Raw genomic sequence first — 18,326 nt, 5'->3', positions numbered from 1 at the left:
GGCGGGTGGCCGGGCTTCACGGGACCCGGCCACGTAAGCGGTGAACTCCCCCTGCGGGGGCATTAGATTGGCTCGCTGATGGTGCACGGAACAGGTGGAGCGGCTGCTCAGGGGGCAATGGCGATGGACGGCGACGGGACGCAGGACACGCGGGGCACGCATGCGAATCCTGTGCCGCGTCCGGCGGGGCCGCCGGACGGCACGGCCGTGCCGCCGCGGCCCACGGCGCCACCCGGTGTGCCGCCGCGGCCGGACGGATCGGCGTTCCTGGCCTGGCTGCGCACGCCCCGCCCCGAGGCGGCGCCCGGCGTGTGGCGGTTCGGGCACACGCCCCGGCCCGATGAGGCGCCCGACGAGACCCCGGCCCGGCAGCTGCTGAGCGGCGCGCTGATCGCGTTCCTCGTCGCCTGGCTCATCTGGTCGCTGCTCTACAACGGCTACCTCGGCAGCTACTGGCTGTGGCCGTACCTGGCCTTCTTCCCCGACAGCTGGACACACCCCAAGACCGACGGCGCAGAGGTGATGGGCGCGATCGCCTCCTACCTCTACTACGGCGTGATCGCGGGCATCCTGATGATCGGCGCCGGGCGGCTGGGCCGCTGGGGTGAGGTCTGGCGCCGGTTCGTCGTGCCCCTCGTACGCCGTGCCGCCCCGGCCACGCCCGAACGGCCGCCCGCCCCGGAGGCGGACCCCGCCGAGTTCCCGCAGCTGCGCGCCGCCGGTGCCGCCGACGCCGCCGAGCGGCTCGCCACCGAGGCCCGCGCCGGGCTCATGCGGGACGTCGACCACGCCCGGATCACCCGCGCCTGGCAGGGCGTGCGCACCGGCCGGCACACCCTGGCCACCTTCACCGGCGCGGTGCTGGGCGACGGCGCCGCCGCCTGCCTGCACCCCTCCGGCGCCCGCGACCTGCCCGCCCGGCAGGCCGCACACGACCTGGTCACCGGCCAGGTGCGGCTGGGCACCACCGCCGACGACCCGCGCAACCCCTACTCGTACCGCGGCACCGGCCTCGCCCTCGGCCCCGAACTGCTCGCCACCTCCCTGCTCGCCGTCGGTCCGGCCGGCTCCGGCAAGACCGGCACCGTCGTGCGGCCGCTCGCCGAGTCGTTGTGCCTGCACGCCCTCGCCGGGCGCGCCGCCGTCGTGGTGGTCGGCGCGGCGGGCGCGGGGCTCGGCCAGGCCGAGGCGTACGACGTCGTCGTACGGATCGGGAACCCGGAGTCCGTGTACGACCTCGACCTGTACGGCGGGACCGCCGATCCCGACGAGGCCGCGGCCGTGCTCGCCGAGGCTCTGGTGGGGGACCTGGCCGATCCGCATCCGGGCAGCGACACGCGCCGCTCCACCACCGTCCTGGCCCAGCTCCTCGGGCCGTTCCGCGCGGTCCACGGCCGCTTCCCCTCCGTACCGGAACTGCGGCAGCTGCTCGACGGCACGCCCGCCCCGCTGGCCGCGCTGCGCAAGGGCCTGCAGGACGCGGGCCAGGAGTCGCTGCTGCGCGAACTCGACGCGCGGGAGCGGCAGATGGGCCAACCGGGCGACGTGGGCGGGGTGCTCGCGGACCGTGCCGCGCTACTCGACCGGCCGGCGTTCGCAGGCTTCTTCGACACCTCCGGGCAGTCCCGCCCATTCACGCTGAAGGCTCTCGACCATCCTGTGCGGGTGCGCATCGACCTGCCCGAGCGGGGCCACGCGGACGCCTCCCGGATGCTGGCCCGGCTGGTGCTCGCCCAGTTCACGGCGAGCGTCGCGGTACGGGAGGACCGGTCGCTGTTCGCCTGCCTGGTACTCGACGACGCGACCGGCGTCGTCACACCCGAGGCTGTACGCGGCATTCAGCGGCTGCGGTCCGCCAATGCCGGCGCCGTGCTGACTCTGCGCACCCTGGACGACGTACCGCGGCCCCTGCGCGGGCCGCTGCTCGGGGCCACCGGATGCCGGATGGCGCTGGCCGGGGTCACGCCGTGGGACGGGCAGGACTTCGCCGAGGTGTGGGGCAAGGAGTGGACCGAGGCGCGGGACGTCACCGACCGGCAGATCATCGCGGAGACGCCGGCCGGGAAGGCGGTGCACGCGCTGCGCCGGGTGATCACCGGCAAGGCGGCGACCGCGCGCGCGGTGACCGTGCGGCAGGTCGAGCGGGAGCGGTGGTCCGCGTCCGAGCTGGCGCACGGGGTGCCGCCCGGGCATGCGGTGCTGTCGCTGACGAACATCAAGGGGGAGCACGCGCCGCCGTTGCTGGTGGATCTGCGGAGCTGACGACCGGGCCGGGACGTGGCCGAGATGTTGAGGTTGTGAGCAGAACATCTGGATGTTCGGTGACGCTGTGACCATACGGTGAGGCAGAATTGGCGCAGACCGTTCATACACGGCGGCCAAGACATCACCGACTCGAAGGTCCCATGCCCCCCACCCTTGCCTCGCTCGTCCACCATTCCGCGCTGAAACTCACCGTGCGGGCGGGCGAGGACCGCTTGGACGTGCCGGTGCGCTGGGCCCACGTCAGCGAGCTGGCCGACCCCGTGCCCTACATGGAGGGCGGGGAGCTGCTGCTGATCACGGCCCTTAAGCTCGACGCGGAGAACCCCGAGGTCATGCGCCGCTACGTGCAGCGGCTGGTGGGGGCCGGGGTCGTCGGGCTCGGCTTCGCCGTCGGGGTCAATTACGAGGAGACCCCCAAGGCCCTCGTCGACGCGGCGGAGCAGGAGGGGCTGCCGCTGCTGGAGGTGCCGCGCCGCACGCCGTTTCTGGCCATCAGCAAGGCCGTGTCCGCCGCGATCGCCGCCGACCAGTACCGGTCGGTGACCGCGGGGTTCGCGGTGCAGCGCGAGCTGACCAAGCAGGCGCTGACGGACGGCCCTGAGGGGCTGCTCGCCGCGCTCGCCGCGCAGGTCGACGGCTGGGCGGCGCTGTACGACGCGTCCGGCGCCGTCGTCGGCGCGGCACCGGAGTGGGCGGGGCGGCGGGCCGCGCGGCTCACTGCGGACGTGCGGCGGTTGCGGGACCGGCCCGCGCCGGCCTCCTCGGTGGTAGGCGGGCCGGAGCACGAGGACCGGGTCGAGCTGCACACCCTCGGCACCGGGCGGCGCCCGCGGGCGGCACTCGCCGTGGGCACGGCGGCGGCCCTGGGCACGGCCGAGCGGTACGCCCTCCACTCGGCCATCGCGCTGCTGACGCTGACCACGGAGCGCTCAGGCTCGCTGCACGCCGCCGAGCAGCGGATCGGCGCGGCGGTGCTGCGCATGCTGCTCGCCGGGGAACCGGACCATGCCCGGGTAGTCGCCGGCGACCTGTACGGGGGGCTCCTGGACGCGCCGTACCGGATGATCGTCGCCGAGGCGGTACCGGCGTCGGCCGCGCGGGCGAGGTCCGACTCCCACGCGCGCACGGCGGTGAATTCCGCCGCCTCGCTCGCCGCGGCCGACGAGCACGGGGATCCGCTCGGGGCGCTCGCCGAGGCGATGGAATCCGCGGCGGCCGGGTCCGGTGAGGCCGTGCTGGCGGTGCCGTACGGCGAGCGGCTGGTGGTGCTGGCCGTGGACGGGGGCGCGGCGGTGGCCGCGTGCGCGGAGTACGCGGAGGCGCTGGAGGCGGCGCGGGCGGCGGGGTCCCGTGACCAGGGCGGTGCCGGCGGAGATGAGGCCGGCCTGGTCGTCGGGCTGTCGGCGCCGGCCGGGCTGATCGCGGCGGCGGCCGCGTACAAGCAGGCCGAGCAGGCGTTGTCGGTGGCGCGGCGGCGGGGGCGCATGTGCGTGGAGCACGAGGAGATGGCGGCCGGGTCCGTGCTGCCGTTGCTGGCGGACGACGCGGTGCGGGCGTTCGCGGACGGGTTGCTGCGGGCCCTGTACAAACACGACGCGACCGGGCGGGGAGACCTGGTGGCCTCCCTGCGGGCGTGGCTGTCACGGCACGGGCAGTGGGACGCCGCGGCGGCTGACCTGGGCGTCCACCGGCATACGCTCCGCTACCGGATGCGACGGGTCGAGGAGATCCTCGGACGCTCCCTGGACGATCCGGACGTGCGGATGGAACTGTGGCTGGCGCTGAAGGCCACGTCGGCGGAGTAGGCGCCCGGTCAGCCCTGCCAAGCTGTGTGCCATGTCGTCCTCCCCAGAACAGGAAGCAGGGCCTGATGTGCGAGGCAGAAGGGCGCCTGTTGCGGGGCGGCCGTCATCCTTCCTCCTCCTACTGGCCGGGCTCCCCGCCGTCCTCTTCGCCCTGATCACCTGGCAGGTCGTGGCCGACGGCCCGCTGGTGGGGCTGGACGAGCGGGTGAGCCGGGCTCTCGTGCACCCGGACGGGGCCTCCGAGTTCCTCGCCGATCTCGGCAACGTGCAGGTCGCGGTCCCTGTCCTGCTCGTCGCCGTGGCGTACGCCGCCCATCGTGGCCGTGCCTCGGGTGCGGGCCGCTGGTGGCTGCCGCCCGCCGCGGCGGCCGTCCTGATGGCGCTGGTCCCGGCGCTGATCATCCCCCTCAAGATCCTGACGGCCCGCCCCGGCACCCCCGTCGTGGCGCCCGGCACCGGCTACTACCCCTCCGGCCACACCGCCACCGCCGCCATCGCCTACGGCGCCGCCGTGCTGCTCCTGCTCCCCCGGCTCCGCGCAAGGTCCGCCCGTTGCGCGCTGGTCGCCGGCTGTCTCGTCCTCGTCCTGGGGGTGTCGTTCGGTCTGGTCCGCCGGGGCTACCACTGGCCACTGGACGTGGTGGCCAGCTGGTGCCTGTGCGGGGTGCTGCTCGTCGCGCTGCGGTGGGTCATCGGGCGTACGGCGCCTCGCCAGTGAGCGCCGCCGACTGGTGCCGGGCGTCGCGACGGGGCGAACGTTTGGTGCCACGCGGGTTTCTGCCACCTTGCGCGCTCCGCGGCGCCGGCGCAGCCCTCGGCTCTCGTGGCCCTGACAATGGCCGTCAGCTGTCGAAGCCCAGCCCCAGCCAATCCATCGTCCGCAGCCACAGGTTGCGCCGCCCGCCGTGTGCGTCCGCGCGGGCCAGCGACCACTTGGTGAGCGCGATGCCGGTCCAGGCGAACGGCTCGGGCGGGAACGGCAGCGGCTTCCTGCGCACCATGTCGAGCGAGGTGCGCTCCGTACGCTCCCCGGCCAGCAGGTCGAGCATCACCTCGGCACCGAAGCGGGTCGCGCCGACGCCGAGGCCGGTGTAGCCGGCCGCGTAGGCCACCTTGCCCTGGTGGGCCGTGCCGAAGAACGCCGAGAAGCGCGAGCAGTTGTCGATCGCGCCGCCCCACGCGTGCGTGAAGCGGACGTTCTCCAGCTGCGGGAAGCAGGTGAAGAAGTGCCCGGCGAGCTTGGCGTAGGTCTCCGGGCGGTCGTCGTACTCGGCGCGCACCCGGCCGCCGTACCGGTAGATCGCAGGGATGTGGTCCACTGACTCATGGCGCTTGGGGCCATGATTTCAACTCCCTACAGTTATGCCTTTGGTCTGTTACGGCGATTGCCGACAGCCACCGAGGCCAGGACGAGCAGTACGGCGACGACGAACATGGCCGTGCCGATGACATTGATCTGCACGGGCGTTCCGCGCTGGGCCGAGCCCCAGACGAACATCGGGAAGGTGACGGTCGAGCCCGCGTTGAAATGGGTGATGATGAAGTCGTCGAAGGAGAGCGCGAAGGCGAGCAGCGCGCCGGCCGCGATTCCGGGGGCCGCGATCGGCAGCGTCACGCGGGTGAAGGTCTGGAACGGGCCCGCGTACAGGTCCCGCGCCGCCTCCTCAAGTTTCGGGTCCATCGACATCACGCGCGCCTTGACCGCCGTGACGACGAAACTCAGGCAGAACATGATGTGAGCGATCAGAATCGTCCAGAAGCCCAGCTGGGCGCCCATGTTGAGGAACAGGGTGAGCAGCGAGGCCGCCATGACGACCTCGGGCATCGCCATCGGCAGGAAGATCAGCGAGTTCACGGCGCCGCGCGCGCGGAAGCGGTAACGGACCAGCGCGAAGGCGATCAGCGTGCCGAGGAGGGTGGCGCCGAGCGTCGCCCAGAACGCGATCTGGAGGCTGACCGACAGCGAGCCGCACAGGTCGGGGACACCGCACGGGTCCTTCCAGGCGTCCAGGGAGAACTGCTGCCATGCGTAGTTGAAGCGGCCCTTCGGTTTGTTGAAGGAGAACACCGTGACGATGACGTTCGGCAGCAGGAGATAGGCGAGCGTCAGCAGTCCCGCGATGATGACGAGATGGCGCTTGAGCCAGTTGACGAAGGGCATCTAGACCAGATCTTCCGTCCCGGACCTGCGGATGTAGAAGGTGACCATGAAAAGGATCGCGGCCATGAGGATGAAGGAAAGGGCCGCGGCCGTCGGATAGTCGAGGATCCGCAGGAACTGCGTCTGAATGACATTGCCGACCATGCGGGTGTCGGCGGAGCCCAGCAGGTCCGCGTTGACATAGTCGCCCGCCGCCGGGATGAACGTCAGCAGCGTGCCGGAGACCACGCCCGGCATCGACAGCGGGAAGGTGACCTTGCGGAAGGTCGTCCAGGGCCTGGCGTAGAGGTCGCCGGCCGCCTCGTGCAGGCGCGGGTCGATGCGCTCGAGGGAGCTGTACAGCGGCAGGATCATGAACGGCAGGAAGTTGTACGTCAGACCGCACACGACCGCCAGCGGGGTGGCCAGGACGCGGTCGCCGGCGGTCCAGCCGAGCCAGTCGGTGACGTCCAGGACGTGCAGGGTGTCGAGGGCGCCGACGACCGGGCCGCCGTCCGCGAGGATCGTCTTCCAGGCGAGCGTGCGGATCAGGAAGCTGGTGAAGAACGGCGCGATCACCAGGATCATGATCAGGTTCCGCCAGCGGCCCGCACGGAAGGCGATGAGGTAGGCGAGCGGGTAGCCGAGCAGCAGGCACAGGATCGTCGCGGAGGCCGCGTAGAGCACCGAGCGCACGAACTGCGGCCAGTACTCGGACAGCGCGTCCCAGTAGGTCGCGAAGTGCCAGGTGACCTTGTAGCCCTCCTCCAGGGAGCCCGTCTGCACGGAGGTGGAGGCCTGGTAGATCATCGGCAGCGCGAAGAAGACCAGCAGCCACAGGATGCCGGGCAGCAGGAGAAGGTACGGCGTCCAGCGGCCGCGCCTGCGGGGCGGTTTCTTCTCCGAGGCGGCGGGGCTGGGAGGCGGTGGCGCCTCGGTGAGCGTCGTCATCAGGCGGCCTCTTCCACTCCGGCCGCGCCCTCTCGTCCGTCAAAGACGGACTGCGCCGCGTCGAGGCCGAAGGTGTGCGCCGGGTTCCAGTGCAGGACGACATCGGCGCCGGGCACGAGCCGGGCGTCCCGGTCGATGTTCTGGGCGTACACCTCGAACTCCGGGCAGAGGGGGCTGTCGATGACGTACTGCGTGGAGACCCCGGTGAAGCTGGAGCCGGCGATCTTCCCGGTGATGCGGTTGCGGCCCTCCGGGATCTCGCCCGCGTCGTCGGCGTGGGTGAGGGAGACCTTCTCCGGGCGGACGCCGACCAGTACCTTGCCGCCGGTCGTCGCGGGCACGCGGCACCGCGCCCGGGGCAGGAGCAGCTTGCCGCCGCCCGCCTTCAGCACGATCTCGTCGCCGCTCCCGGTGTCGACCTCGGCCTCGATCAGGTTGGAGGTGCCGAGGAAGTTGGCGACGAACGTGGTGCCCGGGTTCTCGTACAGGTCGGCCGGCGAGCCGAGTTGCTCGACGCGGCCCGCGTTCATCACGACGACCGTGTCGGCCATCGTCATGGCCTCCTCCTGGTCGTGCGTGACGTGCACGAAGGTGATGCCGACCTCCGTCTGGATGCGCCCCAGCTCCAGCTGCATCTGGCGGCGCAGCTTGAGGTCGAGGGCGCCGAGGGGCTCGTCGAGCAGCAGCACCTTGGGGTGGTTGATCAGCGCGCGGGCTACGGCGACGCGCTGCTGCTGGCCGCCGGAGAGCTGGTGCGGCTTCCTGCGCGCCTGCTCGCCGAGCTGCACCAGCTCCAGCATCTCCTCGACCTGCTTCTTCACCGACTTGATGCCGCGCCGGCGCAGGCCGAAGGCGACGTTCTCGAAGATGTCGAGGTGCGGGAAGAGGGCGTAGGACTGGAAGACGGTGTTCACCGGCCGCTTGTGCGCGGGCAGTCGGGAGACGTCCTGGTCGCCGAGGTGGACGGTGCCCTGCGTCGGTTCCTCAAGTCCCGCGATCATGCGCAGGGTTGTGGTCTTGCCGCAGCCGGAGGCGCCGAGCAGGGCGAAGAAGGAGCCCTGCGGCACGGTCAGGTCGAGCGGGTGTACGGCGGTGAAGGAGCCGTAGGTCTTGGCTATGCCGGCGAGGCGGACGTCGCCGCTGTTGCCCTTGGTCATTCTCGTCACGCCCCTGTGAGCTTCGCGAACTTCTCTTCGTAGGCCGTCTCTTCCTTCGAGCTCAGTGAGCGGAAGGCATGGGACCTGGCCTGCATGGCCTCGCCGGGGAGGATCAGCGGGTTGTCCGCCGCGTCCTTGTCGATCTTCGCGAGCTCTTCCCGCACGCCGTCGACGGGACAGACGTAGTTGATGTAGGCGGCGAGCTCGGCGGCCGGCCGGGGCTCGTAGTAGAAGTCCATCAGCCGCTCGGCGTTCGTCTTGTGCCGTGCCTTGTTGGGGATCAGCATGTTGTCGCTGGACGTCAGGTAGCCGCTGTTCGGGATGGCGAAGTCGACGTCCGGGCTGTCCGCCTTGAGCTGGACGACGTCTCCGGCCCAGGCGAGGCAGGCCGCGAAGTCGCCCTTGGTGAGGTCGGCGGTGTAGTCGTTGCCGGTGAAACGGCGGATCTGGCCCTTGTCGACGGCCTTCTGGAGGCGGGCGATCGCCACGTCGTAGTCGTCGTCGGTGAACCTCGCCGGATCCTTGTCCATGTCGAGCAGGGTCATGCCGATGGTGTCGCGCATCTCGGTGAGGAAGCCGACGCGGCCCTTGAGTCCGGGGTTGTCGAGCATGTCGGAGACGGACTTCACCTCGACGCCGTCGAGGGCCTTCTTGTTGTAGGCGATGACGGTCGAGATGCCCTGCCAGGGGTACGAGTAGGCCCGCCCCGGGTCCCAGTCGGGCCTGCGGAACTGCTGTGACAGGTTGGCGAAGGCGTGCGGCAGGTTGGCCTGGTCCAGTTTCTGGACCCACCCCAGGCGGATCAGGCGGCCGGCCAGCCAGTCGGTGAGCACGATGATGTCGCGGCCGGTGTCCTGGCCGGCGGCGAGCTGCGGCTTGATCTTGCCGAAGAACTCGTTGTTGTCGTTGATATCCTCGGTGTACTTGACCTTGAGGCCTGTGCGCCGGGTGAACTGCTCGAGCGTCGGATGGCGCTTGCCGCTGTCGTCGACGTCCATGTACTCGGTCCAGTTGGAGAAGTTCACGGTCTTCTCCTTCGCCGAGTGGTCCTCCGCAAGGACGCCGCCCTGCGACTTGCCCGCCGCGGGGATGCCGCAGGCGCTCAGCGCGCCGAGTCCGCCGGCCGCGAGCGCGCCGCCCGTGGAGGCGCGCAGCAGCGAACGGCGAGTGAGGGCGGCGCGCCCGGTGCGGAAACTGCGCCGCATGGCGGCAACTTGGGCCGGGGACAGGCGGTCGGGCTCGTACTGCTCCATGCGCGTGGTGCCCTTTCGGGAGGGTTGGGTGGCCGTGGTCGGCGGCCTGTCTCTCGCTAACGGTCCCTGATGGGGTCGGCGCAGCTCATGCTCGATTTGAGCGCCGATCCTGACAGAGGGGAGGCACTCCAACAAGGGATTCCGTTGTTTCCTTTTTGTTACGCGACGGAATCTGTCGACCAGGTGTCGAGCGGGCCTGGAAAACCAAGGACGGATTGTCAGTGGCCGGTGCGAGACTCGGCCACATGAGGAAGATTGATTCTCGGGACGCCCTGATCGAAGCGGTCCGTGCGGGGGCGAGGGTCAGGTACCTGCACTTCTGGGGGCACCGGCCGCTGCCGGGCGGCCGGATCGGGGCGAGCTGCCTGAGCCAGTGGTGGCCGGCGCCGTTCACCGTGGACGGCGTGGTGTACGCGACCGCCGAGCACTGGATGATGGCCGGGAAGGCGCGGCTGTTCGGGGACGCGGAGGCGGAGCGGCGGATCCTGGCCGTGGACCATCCGGCGCAGGCCAAGAAGGCCGGGCGGCTGGTGCGCGGTTTCGACGAGGCGGTGTGGGAGCGGGCGCGGTTCGGCATCGTGGTCGAGGGGTCCGTCCACAAGTTCTCCGCGGACGCCGCTCTGCGGGAGTTTCTGCTCGGCACGGGCGAGCGAAGCGAGATGGGGGTCCCCCCGGCCAGAGGCTGGGGGAGGGTGCTCGTGGAGGCCAGCCCGGTGGACCGCGTGTGGGGCATGGGCCTCGCCGCGGACGACGAGGCCGCGGCGGATCCGGAGCGGTGGCGGGGGCCGAACCTGCTGGGCTTCGCGCTGATGGAGGCACGGGAGCGGCTGCGCGCGGCGGCGTGACGTGGCGCGGCCGCCGGCGGCGGGGCAGCGGTGGGCCGGGCGTGGCGCGGTTCGTGGGCCGGTCAGCCGTGAGCCGGGGCGGACACCGAAGCGGCGCCGTAGGAGGAGCCGGAGTCCGAGACCCCCTGGTTGATGGCGGCCGTGATGCCGATGGCCATCAGGACGATCACGGCGGCGCCGAGGACGATCCCGATGATCCCCATGATCAGTCCCGCCTGGGCCTGACCGTGGTTGGTGGCCTCGCCGCGCTCGACCCGTTTGCGTCCCTTGATGCCGAAGACCACGGCCAGGATGCCGGTGATGAGGGAGACCACGCCGTACAGACAGAACAGGCAGCAGGAGATGATGCCGAGCACCATCGCCGCTATGCCCATGCCGTTCTGCGGGGCCGCCGGCATGCCGGGCCAGCCGTAGCCGGCGGGGTATCCGGGGTAGCCGTAGCCGCCGGGCGCCCCGGGGACGGGGGGTACGGCCGGGTGGGGCGGCGGGGCGGCGTGCGGGCCGCCCCCGGCCGTGGGTGTGCCGGGCGGGCCGAAGCCGGGCGAGCCGAATCCGCCGGACGGCATCGAGGTCATGGTGGCCTGGTCGTGCACGGTCGGTGGCTGTGCCGGGTGCTGCCGCGCGGGCGGCTGGTCCTGCGCTCCGGGCTGCTGCTGCTTGTCGAGCGACGGTCTGTGCCCGGGCGGCGCCCATGGGTCGCGGTCGCCCCCGTTGCCCCCGCCGGCCTGCGTTTCGTCCGTCACGCCCGTGTCCCCCTCAGTCGATCGTCCCGCCATGTTAAGGCCTGGCCTCCGGGAGCTGTCTCCGGCCTACGATGATCCCCGCATCACCGATCAGCCGATCATCCGCGTCCCGCCGCCCGCCGGCCGGGGACGCCGTTCCGGGGAGGAACCTTGACCGACCATCTCGTCGACGCGCGTGTGCCACGCGACCTGCTTGCCTTCATCGCGGCCCTGCCCAAGGCCGAACTGCATGTGCACCACGTCGGCTCCGCCTCCCCGCGCATCGTCTCGGAACTGGCCGCCCGCCACCCCGACTCCACGGTCCCCACCGACCCCGAGACCCTGGCCGACTACTTCACCTTCACCGACTTCGCCCACTTCATCGAGGTGTACCTGTCGGTCGTGGACCTCATCCGCACCCCGGAGGACGTCCGGCTGCTGACCTACGAGGTGGCCCGCGACCTGGCCCGGCAGCAGGTGCGCTACGCCGAACTGACCGTCACGCCGTACTCCTCGACCCGCCGCGGCATAGACGAGCGCGCCTTCATGGACGCCATCGAGGACGCCCGCAAGGCGGCCGAGGCCGAGTTCGGGACCGTGCTGCGCTGGTGCTTCGACATTCCCGGCGAGGCCGGGCTCGCCGCCGCCGAGGAGACGACGCGGCTCGCCACCGACGACCGGCTGCGCCCGGAGGGCCTGGTGTCCTTCGGGCTCGGCGGCCCCGAGATAGGTGTGCCCCGGCCGCAGTTCAAGCCGTACTTCGACCGGGCCGTCGCCGCCGGGCTGCGGTCGGTGCCGCATGCCGGCGAGACCACCGGCCCGGAGACGGTGTGGGACGCCCTCACCCACCTGGGCGCCGAGCGCATCGGGCACGGCACCAGCTCCGCGCAGGACCCCAAGCTGCTCACGCACCTCGCCGAGCACGGGATCCCGCTGGAGGTGTGCCCGACCTCCAACATCGCCACGCGCGCCGTCCGCACGCTCGACGAGCACCCCGTCAAGGAGTTCGTGCGGGCCGGGGTCACCGTCACCATCAACTCCGATGACCCGCCGATGTTCGGCACCGACCTCAACAACGAGTACGCGGTCGCCGCCCGCCTGCTGGACCTCGACGAACGGGGCCTGGCCGACCTGGCGAAGAACGCGGTCGAGGTGTCCTTCCTCGACGAGCCGGGCAAGGCCCGGATCAGGAACGAGATCGACGCCCACACCTCGGCCTGGCTCGCGACCTGACGCCCACCATGAACACCAGGCAGAACGTGACCGCCGTCGCCCACCGCGGCGACCCCTACCGCGTCCGGGAGAACACGGTCGAGTCGCTGCGTTCCGCGCTGCGCCGGGGCGCGGACGCGGTAGAGATGGACGTACGGCTCACCCGGGACGGCGTGCCCGTGCTGCTGCACGACGACACGCTCAAGCGGCTGTGGGAGCACGACCGGCCGCTGCTGTCGCTGTCGTGGGAGGAGGTGCGCGGCCTGACCGGGGGCGGGGTGCCGACCCTGACGGACGCGCTGACCGGGACCGACGGGCACCGGGTGATGCTCGACCTGCCGGGCACGCCGGATGTGCGGGCGGCCCGCCGGGTCGTGGACGCCGTACGGGAGAGCGGGGCGCAGGACCGCGTGTACTACTGCGCGGGCGCCCCCGCCATGCTCGCCGTGCGCGCCGCCGACCCGGCCTCCGAGATCGCCCTCACCTGGACGACGCTCGCCCCACCCCGCCCCGCCCTGCTGGACGCGGTCCGCCCGCGCTGGCTCAACTACCGCTTCGGCCTGGTGACCCGCCCCCTGGCCGAACGCGTCCACGACGACGGCTACCTCCTGTCCGTCTGGACCCCGGACACCCGCCGCTCCATGCGCCGCCTCCTGGCCATGGGTGTGGACTCGATCACCACCAACCGCATCGACACGCTGTGCGCCCTGCGCGCGGGTGCTACACGCGCGAACGCTGCGGGACCGTCGCCGGATCGGCCGGGGTCGAGCGGGTGACGTACTGCGGGACGGGCGCGGTGTCCTTGCCGTTGTCGCGAGTCAGGCCGTAGCGGGTCGCGCCCTGTTCCGGGCCGGTGTTGATGTCCTTGTTCACGGCGGCCCAGTCCGTCGGGAAGACGCTCAGGCCGTAGGAGGCGCCGCGCTCGTTGACGGTCAGGGTGACGGTGCCGTCGAGGTAGAAGTACTCGTTCTGCCACATCTGCTGGGTGCCGGCCGGCAGGACGGTGTAGCCGATGTCCGGGCCGCCCATCCCGGTGACGTAGCCGCGGCCGGAGCCGTCCCCGACGCGGTCGTCCATGCGGCGGCCGCCGCCGGACGCGACGTGGAAGAGCTTGCCCCGCAGACCGGTCCAGCTCGGCATGGTCAGTCCACCGGGCCGGTCGTGCGGTGCGATCTGCCAGCGCACCAGGATGTAGCCCTGTCCGCTGAGCGTCACGCTGTCCCCGCGGTGCTCCATCACGGCCCTCGGGCCGCCGGTGCTGGTGATCCCGGACTCGGGGCGGTGCGGCAGCGCGCCGGGGGGCGTGTCCGGGTCCGGGGCCCGGTCGACGGCGTCGACGACCGAGCCGTACAGGTCGGCCCGCGGCGTGGGCGACGGGGAGGGGGTGGGCGGGGCCGGCGGCGGGGACGGGACGGGGCTGGTCGGCGGTGCTGTGGAGGTGACGGCCGCGCGCGGGGGCGGGGGCGGGGCGTCGGGCGGCTGGGTGACGACGTAGGCGCCGCCCGCGACGATGGTGGCGCCCGCCGTCATCGCGACGGCCGGTTTGGTCAGCGCGCCCAGCAGCTTGGCGGACCAGCCCACCGACGTCGCGGCAGCGGCCGTCTTGCCGCCGAAGGCCAGCGACAGGGTGAAGCCGACGGGCAGCGGGACGAGGGCGATGCCGACGAGGAGCCGCTCGGCCGGTACGACGGCCTCGCGCGTGCCGCCGCAGTAGCCGCAGCCCCGGATGTGCCGGGCCAGCCGCTTGCGCCACACCGAGTCGGGGCCGCTGTTCCAGCGGGCGGTCAGCTCGCGCAGCTCCGGGCAGGCGCCGTCCAGGGCGCGCACGATGCCGCGCGCGGTCTCCAGGCGCTCCTTCATCCGCTGGACGCGTACGGCGGCGTGCTGCCGTGTGATGCCGACGGCCGCCGCCAGCTCGCGCCGGCTCAGCTCGCCCGCGACCTCCAGCCACCACAGCGACAGCAGTTGCCGGTCCTCGTCGTCGAGCCACCGCACCGCCTCGGCGACCTCGCGCCGCTGCCCCTCCAACTGGAGCCGCAGCACGGTCAGTTCGGCGAAGTCCGCAGCGGAGTCGGGGGCCGTCTCCTCCTCCAGCCGGGCGGGCTCCGAGGGGCGCCGGGCCCGGTCCCGGATCTGGCGCATGGCGATCGCCACCAGCCAGGACCGGAAGCTGTCCGGGTCGCGCAGCGAGCCGAGGTTGTCGACCGCGCGCAGCATGGTCTCCTGCACGACGTCGTCGACGTCGGCGTGACCGTTCAGGGCGCGGCCGACGATGTTGTAGACCAGCGGCAGCCAGCCCTCGACCAGCTCGTCCAGCGCCTGCCGGTCCCCGGCCTGCGCGGCCGCGATGGTGGAGCGCCAGCGCTGACTGTCCACGGTGCCCTTTCGACGACTGCGACTACTGAGACGACTGAGCTCGTCGAGCTCACTGATGTCCGACACGCACCCTCTCAGGCAGGTCTGGACCCTTGGCTATGTCGGGGACCACAAGGCGGAGACGATGTGAAGGCTCGGGGGATAACACTTTTTTGCCGCCGAGCCCCGATCGCGGTGCCGACCCCGGTTCCCCCTAGGGGCGAACCCCGACAACTGGCGCGTCAGGGCCGGAAGTCGATCGGGGCTTCCCCAGGGATGGCGCCCTTCCCCAGGCGGTGCAGCCCGGCGGGCGACGGAGTTCGTCGACGTCAGCGACTGGAACCCAGGCGGACCGGTGGGCGGCCGGCGGCATGGTCTCAACGACCGCCGACCTGGAACGGCTGCTCACCGCGCTCTTCCGGGGCCGGCTCGTGCTACGCCCCAGCTGAAGGAGATGTTCCGGGTCCCGGCGCACATCGAGGGCGCCAGCCACAGCGCGGGCCTCCGGCGCTACGAGATCGACGGCACGGAGTACTGGGTCAGGTCCGGCTCACGATACGGCTACAGCGCGGCGATCGCCGCGACCCGCAACCTGAGCCGCACCCTCGTCTACTCGGTCAACGCGACGGACGCCAAGGGCGACACGAACCCGGTCGCCGAGCGGCTCATCGGGGCCGCGCTCGCGAAGCCGCGGCAGTGACCGGGACCGCCGCGGCGGCTGCGACGCTCCGGGCGCCGGGGCGGCTTACCGGGAGTCGACCATCCGGTACTCCAGGGCCATCACCTTGGGCTTGCCCTGCGGGGTCAGCTCCGCGAGGGCCTGGCCCTGGAACTCGTCGGTGATGATGATGCGGGCGGTGGAGTTGAAGACGGCCTCTTCCTTGTTCGGGTTGATCTGGTGGCTCCCCCGGTACGGCTCCTTGAGCAGCTTCTCCACCGTGTGCGCGGTCGGGAAGACGGCGACGACACCTCCGCCGGCCAGCTGCAGCGCGTACACCTCCGGGTGTGCCGGGTCCTGGCCGAAGAACTTCTTCGTCGCGAACTTCGACAGGTCACCGCTGTCACGGTCCTTGTAGACCTGCACCGATTCCTCGGTGGTCTTCGTCGTGGCGAGCTGCTTGGCGGCCTTCGTGCCGCCGGTCTCGAAGAAGTCCTCGTAGGCGGCGCCGAGTTGGTTCGGGGCGAGCGCGCCGACGCGCTTGGCCGGGTCGAAGGCCGTGGCGAGCCCGTTCCGGTCGACGGCTATCCTGCCGATGGCGGGGTCGAGGTAGAGGGCCGCCACCATCTTGTAGGCACTGCCGACCTTGTCGAAGATCAGCAGGCCGTCGTCCTTGCTGTCGATCGTCTTCGCCTTGACCGCGAACCAGGTGGCGGTGCCGGCGGCGGGCAGGTAGTAGGTGCGGTCGGTGTAGGAGAAGGGCGAGCGGTACTCCTTCTGCTCCTTCGCGGACTTGGTCTTCATCAGCTTGTAGTCCGCCCTGGACTGCTCGTGGACCTGCTCCGCCTCGACGGTGGCCAGCAGCTTCTCGTCCTGGGTCTTGTTGGCCCGGTTGTTGACCTGCTCGTAGGTGTCGACGATCTTCTTGGCGGCCTCCTTCGTCACCACGCCCTTCGGTGCGGCGCTGGCGTTCGCGACCGGCGAGTCGTCGTCACCGGAGCCCGAACCGCCGCCGCACGCGGTGAGCGTGAGCGCCGTGGTCACGCCGAGCGCGATCAGAGTGAGAGGCCGCCGGCGCGGGGCGGAGGTGCTGGTTCTGGACATGGGGGGATTACTCCTCGTGGAGCGGTGGGGGCGGAGAGTCTTGAGAACATGACGGCGCCCCACACTAGACGCCTACGCCGAACCGCCGTACGACGGCCCACAGTTGGCCCTTCTTCCGTACAACGGTCCGGACGGCCCGCCGTTGCGACCGCCCGAGCACGCGCCGCGCCACCGCGTGCGACGCGGCCGTGGCCGCCCCCGCCAGAGCCAGGCCGACACACTTCCCCCTGTCTGAACCGCCGTTGCGGTTGTTCCGAGTTCATCACGAACACACGTACAGCCCTGTGTGGACGCGTGCACGCGTTCACGAGTGGATCCGGCGGCCCCGGGCGGAGTCTTCTCCGTCCGGGGCCACGCTGTGCGGGCGGGGGCGTCAGTCCAGCGACGTCATCACGTGCTTGACGCGGGTGTAGTCGTCGAAGCCGTACGCCGAGAGGTCCTTGCCGTAGCCGGACTTCTTGAAGCCGCCGTGCGGCATCTCGGCGACCAGCGGGATGTGGGTGTTGATCCACACACAGCCGAAGTCCAGCGCCTTGGACATCCGCATCGCGCGCGCGTGGTCCTTGGTCCACACCGAGGACGCGAGCGCGTACTCGACGCCGTTGGCGTACCGCACCGCCTGGTCCTCGTCCGTGAAGGACTGCACGGTGATGACCGGGCCGAAGACCTCCTTCTGGATGATCTCGTCCTGCTGCTTCACACCCGAGACGACGGTCGGCGCGTAGAAGTACCCCATGTCGCCGACCCGCCTGCCGCCGGTCTCCACGCGCGCGTGCGCGGGCAGCCGCTCGATGAAGCCCTCGACCTGCTTGAGCTGGTTGGGGTTGTTGAGCGGGCCGTAGAGCACGTCCTCGTCGTCCGGCTGACCGGTCTTGGTCTCGGCGGCGGCCTTGGCGAGCGCGGAGACGAACTCGTCGTGGATCGCCTCGTGGACCAGGACGCGGCAGGCGGCCGTACAGTCCTGCCCGGCGTTGAAGAAGCCCGCCACCGAGATGTCCTCGACGGCCTTGGCGATGTCGGTGTCCTCGAAGACCACGACCGGCGCCTTGCCGCCCAGCTCCAGGTGGACGCGCTTGAGATCCTTGGCCGCGGACTCGGCGACCTGCATACCCGCCCGCACGGAACCGGTGATCGAGGCCATTGCCGGGGTGTCGTGCTCGACCATCATGCGGCCGGTCTCCCGGTCGCCGCAGATGACGTTGAAGACACCCTTGGGCAGGACGGAGCCGATGATCTCAGCCATCAGGACCGTGGAGGCCGGGGTGGTGTCCGACGGCTTCAGGACGACCGTGTTGCCGGCGGCGATCGCCGGGGCGAACTTCCACACGGCCATCATCATCGGGTAATTCCAGGGCGCGACCTGCGCGCAGACGCCGACCGGCTCACGGCGTACGAAGGAGCTCAGGCCCTCCATGTACTCGCCGGCCGAGCGGCCCTCCAGCATCCGCGCCGCGCCCGCGAAGAAGCGGATCTGGTCGACCATCGGCGGGATCTCCTCGTCCCGCGTCAGCCCGACCGGCTTACCGGTGTTCTCCACCTCGGCCGCGATCAGTTCCTCGGCGCGCTCCTCGAACGCGTCCGCGATCTTCAGCAGGGCCTTCTGGCGCTCGGCCGGGGTGGTGTCGCGCCAGCCGGGGAAGGCCTCGGCGGCGGCCGCCATCGCGGCGTCCACATCCGCCTGCCCGGACAGCGGAGCGGTCGCGTACGCCTCGCCCGTCGCGGGGTTGACCACGTCCGTGGTCCGTCCGTCGGCGGCGTCCCGGAACTCACCGGCGATGTAGTTGCGTAGCTCGCGCAGCCGTCGCAGCTCGGTGCTCACTGCCGGCCTCCTGTCAGGTCGAGGTGTCCAATGGCTGAGA

14 protein-coding genes and 2 pseudogenes are annotated in these 18,326 nt (G+C 71.5%); 7 read left to right on the top strand and 9 right to left on the bottom strand.

Going from position 1 to position 18,326, the window contains the following annotated elements; genetic code table 11:
* Positions 1 to 123 precede the first annotated feature (123 nt).
* The 3 genes from H8R17_RS00995 to H8R17_RS00985 all read left to right on the top strand — a co-directional run bounded on the left by H8R17_RS00995 (position 124) and on the right by H8R17_RS00985 (position 4,788).
* A complete protein-coding gene (locus tag H8R17_RS00995) occupies positions 124 to 2,262 on the top strand; it encodes an ATP-binding protein (protein ID WP_187821149.1) in 2,139 nt (712 codons plus the stop codon).
* 143 nt (positions 2,263 to 2,405) lie between these two features.
* Complete coding sequence (locus H8R17_RS00990; protein ID WP_187821148.1) at positions 2,406 to 4,070, top strand: PucR family transcriptional regulator; 1,665 nt, start codon at positions 2,406 to 2,408, stop codon at positions 4,068 to 4,070.
* Between the two features lie 67 nt (positions 4,071 to 4,137).
* Positions 4,138 to 4,788: a phosphatase PAP2 family protein gene (locus H8R17_RS00985; protein ID WP_316959267.1), complete on the top strand. Its 651-nt coding sequence runs from the start codon at positions 4,138 to 4,140 to the stop codon at positions 4,786 to 4,788.
* A gap of 124 nt (positions 4,789 to 4,912) precedes the next feature.
* Here the strand turns inward: H8R17_RS00985 and H8R17_RS00980 are convergent.
* The 5 genes and pseudogenes from H8R17_RS00980 to H8R17_RS00960 form a co-directional block, all read right to left on the bottom strand.
* Positions 4,913 to 5,374 (bottom strand): annotated as a pseudogene (locus tag H8R17_RS00980) (FAD-dependent oxidoreductase); the annotation flags it as partial.
* A 56-nt stretch (positions 5,375 to 5,430) separates the two neighbouring features.
* Complete coding sequence (locus tag H8R17_RS00975) at positions 5,431 to 6,231, bottom strand: ABC transporter permease (RefSeq protein WP_187821146.1); 801 nt, start codon at positions 6,229 to 6,231, stop codon at positions 5,431 to 5,433.
* Positions 6,232 to 7,161: an ABC transporter permease gene (locus tag H8R17_RS00970; protein WP_187821145.1), complete on the bottom strand. Its 930-nt coding sequence runs from the start codon at positions 7,159 to 7,161 to the stop codon at positions 6,232 to 6,234.
* Positions 7,161 to 8,318, bottom strand: coding sequence for an ABC transporter ATP-binding protein (locus tag H8R17_RS00965; protein WP_187821144.1), 1,158 nt, complete (start codon positions 8,316 to 8,318; stop codon positions 7,161 to 7,163). The genes H8R17_RS00970 and H8R17_RS00965 overlap by 1 nt, the downstream gene beginning before the upstream one ends.
* A 5-nt stretch (positions 8,319 to 8,323) precedes the next feature.
* Positions 8,324 to 9,571: a spermidine/putrescine ABC transporter substrate-binding protein gene (locus H8R17_RS00960; RefSeq protein ID WP_187821143.1), complete on the bottom strand. Its 1,248-nt coding sequence runs from the start codon at positions 9,569 to 9,571 to the stop codon at positions 8,324 to 8,326.
* A gap of 245 nt (positions 9,572 to 9,816) precedes the next feature.
* Between H8R17_RS00960 and H8R17_RS00955 the strand changes: the two genes are divergently transcribed.
* Positions 9,817 to 10,416, top strand: coding sequence for an NADAR family protein (locus tag H8R17_RS00955; protein WP_187821142.1), 600 nt, complete (start codon positions 9,817 to 9,819; stop codon positions 10,414 to 10,416).
* Positions 10,417 to 10,478: 62 nt separating this feature from the next.
* Here the strand turns inward: H8R17_RS00955 and H8R17_RS00950 are convergent, their stop codons facing one another.
* Positions 10,479 to 11,159, bottom strand: a complete 681-nt coding sequence (locus tag H8R17_RS00950; RefSeq protein WP_316959266.1) for a DUF4190 domain-containing protein — start codon at positions 11,157 to 11,159, stop codon at positions 10,479 to 10,481.
* Between the two features lie 150 nt (positions 11,160 to 11,309).
* Here H8R17_RS00950 and H8R17_RS00945 point away from each other — a divergent pair, with 150 nt between their 5' ends.
* Both H8R17_RS00945 and H8R17_RS00940 read left to right on the top strand, forming a co-directional pair.
* A complete protein-coding gene (locus H8R17_RS00945; RefSeq protein WP_187821140.1) occupies positions 11,310 to 12,371 on the top strand; it encodes an adenosine deaminase in 1,062 nt (353 codons plus the stop codon).
* 8 nt (positions 12,372 to 12,379) lie between these two features.
* The gene (locus H8R17_RS00940) at positions 12,380 to 13,126 is read left to right on the top strand and encodes a glycerophosphodiester phosphodiesterase (RefSeq protein ID WP_187821139.1); all 747 of its coding nucleotides are present in this window, start codon (positions 12,380 to 12,382) and stop codon (positions 13,124 to 13,126) included.
* Here H8R17_RS00940 and H8R17_RS00935 read toward each other — a convergent pair.
* Positions 13,071 to 14,726 carry an RNA polymerase sigma factor gene (locus H8R17_RS00935; RefSeq protein ID WP_187821138.1) on the bottom strand — a complete coding sequence of 552 codons (1,656 nt, stop codon included), beginning with the start codon at positions 14,724 to 14,726 and terminating at the stop codon, positions 13,071 to 13,073. The two genes, H8R17_RS00940 and H8R17_RS00935, sit on opposite strands and share 56 nt — an antisense overlap.
* Positions 14,727 to 15,018: 292 nt before the next feature.
* On the opposite strand from H8R17_RS00935, the pseudogene H8R17_RS00930 reads away from it, so the two are divergent.
* Positions 15,019 to 15,405: pseudogene (locus tag H8R17_RS00930) on the top strand (peptidase); the annotation flags it as partial.
* Between the two features lie 45 nt (positions 15,406 to 15,450).
* Here H8R17_RS00930 and H8R17_RS00925 read toward each other — a convergent pair.
* Together H8R17_RS00925 and H8R17_RS00920 are read right to left on the bottom strand one after the other, a co-directional pair.
* Positions 15,451 to 16,467 (bottom strand): hypothetical protein, encoded by a 1,017-nt coding sequence (locus H8R17_RS00925; RefSeq protein ID WP_187821137.1) that lies wholly within the window; start codon positions 16,465 to 16,467, stop codon positions 15,451 to 15,453.
* A gap of 373 nt (positions 16,468 to 16,840) precedes the next feature.
* Positions 16,841 to 18,286, bottom strand: coding sequence for a gamma-aminobutyraldehyde dehydrogenase (locus H8R17_RS00920; RefSeq protein WP_187821136.1), 1,446 nt, complete (start codon positions 18,284 to 18,286; stop codon positions 16,841 to 16,843).
* Between the last annotated feature and the right edge of the window lie 40 nt (positions 18,287 to 18,326).

Origin of the sequence: Streptomyces sp. TRM68367 (genome assembly GCF_014495685.1) — a bacterium.
In the GTDB taxonomy this organism is placed as follows: Bacteria; Actinomycetota; Actinomycetes; order Streptomycetales; family Streptomycetaceae; genus Streptomyces.
This window is presented reverse-complemented; position numbering and strand designations above follow the sequence as displayed.

Bases quoted from the DNA above. Each gene is read 5' to 3' on its own strand.
- H8R17_RS00995 (WP_187821149.1), top strand. From the start codon at position 124: ATGGACGGCGACGGGACGCAGGACACGCGGGGCACGCATGCGAATCCT.
- H8R17_RS00990 (WP_187821148.1), top strand. From the start codon at position 2,406: ATGCCCCCCACCCTTGCCTCGCTCGTCCACCATTCCGCGCTGAAACTC.
- H8R17_RS00975 (WP_187821146.1), bottom strand. From the start codon at position 6,231: ATGCCCTTCGTCAACTGGCTCAAGCGCCATCTCGTCATCATCGCGGGA.
- H8R17_RS00970 (WP_187821145.1), bottom strand. From the start codon at position 7,161: ATGACGACGCTCACCGAGGCGCCACCGCCTCCCAGCCCCGCCGCCTCG.
- H8R17_RS00965 (WP_187821144.1), bottom strand. From the start codon at position 8,318: ATGACCAAGGGCAACAGCGGCGACGTCCGCCTCGCCGGCATAGCCAAG.
- H8R17_RS00960 (WP_187821143.1), bottom strand. From the start codon at position 9,571: ATGGAGCAGTACGAGCCCGACCGCCTGTCCCCGGCCCAAGTTGCCGCC.
- H8R17_RS00955 (WP_187821142.1), top strand. From the start codon at position 9,817: ATGAGGAAGATTGATTCTCGGGACGCCCTGATCGAAGCGGTCCGTGCG.
- H8R17_RS00940 (WP_187821139.1), top strand. From the start codon at position 12,380: ATGAACACCAGGCAGAACGTGACCGCCGTCGCCCACCGCGGCGACCCC.
- H8R17_RS00925 (WP_187821137.1), bottom strand. From the start codon at position 16,467: ATGTCCAGAACCAGCACCTCCGCCCCGCGCCGGCGGCCTCTCACTCTG.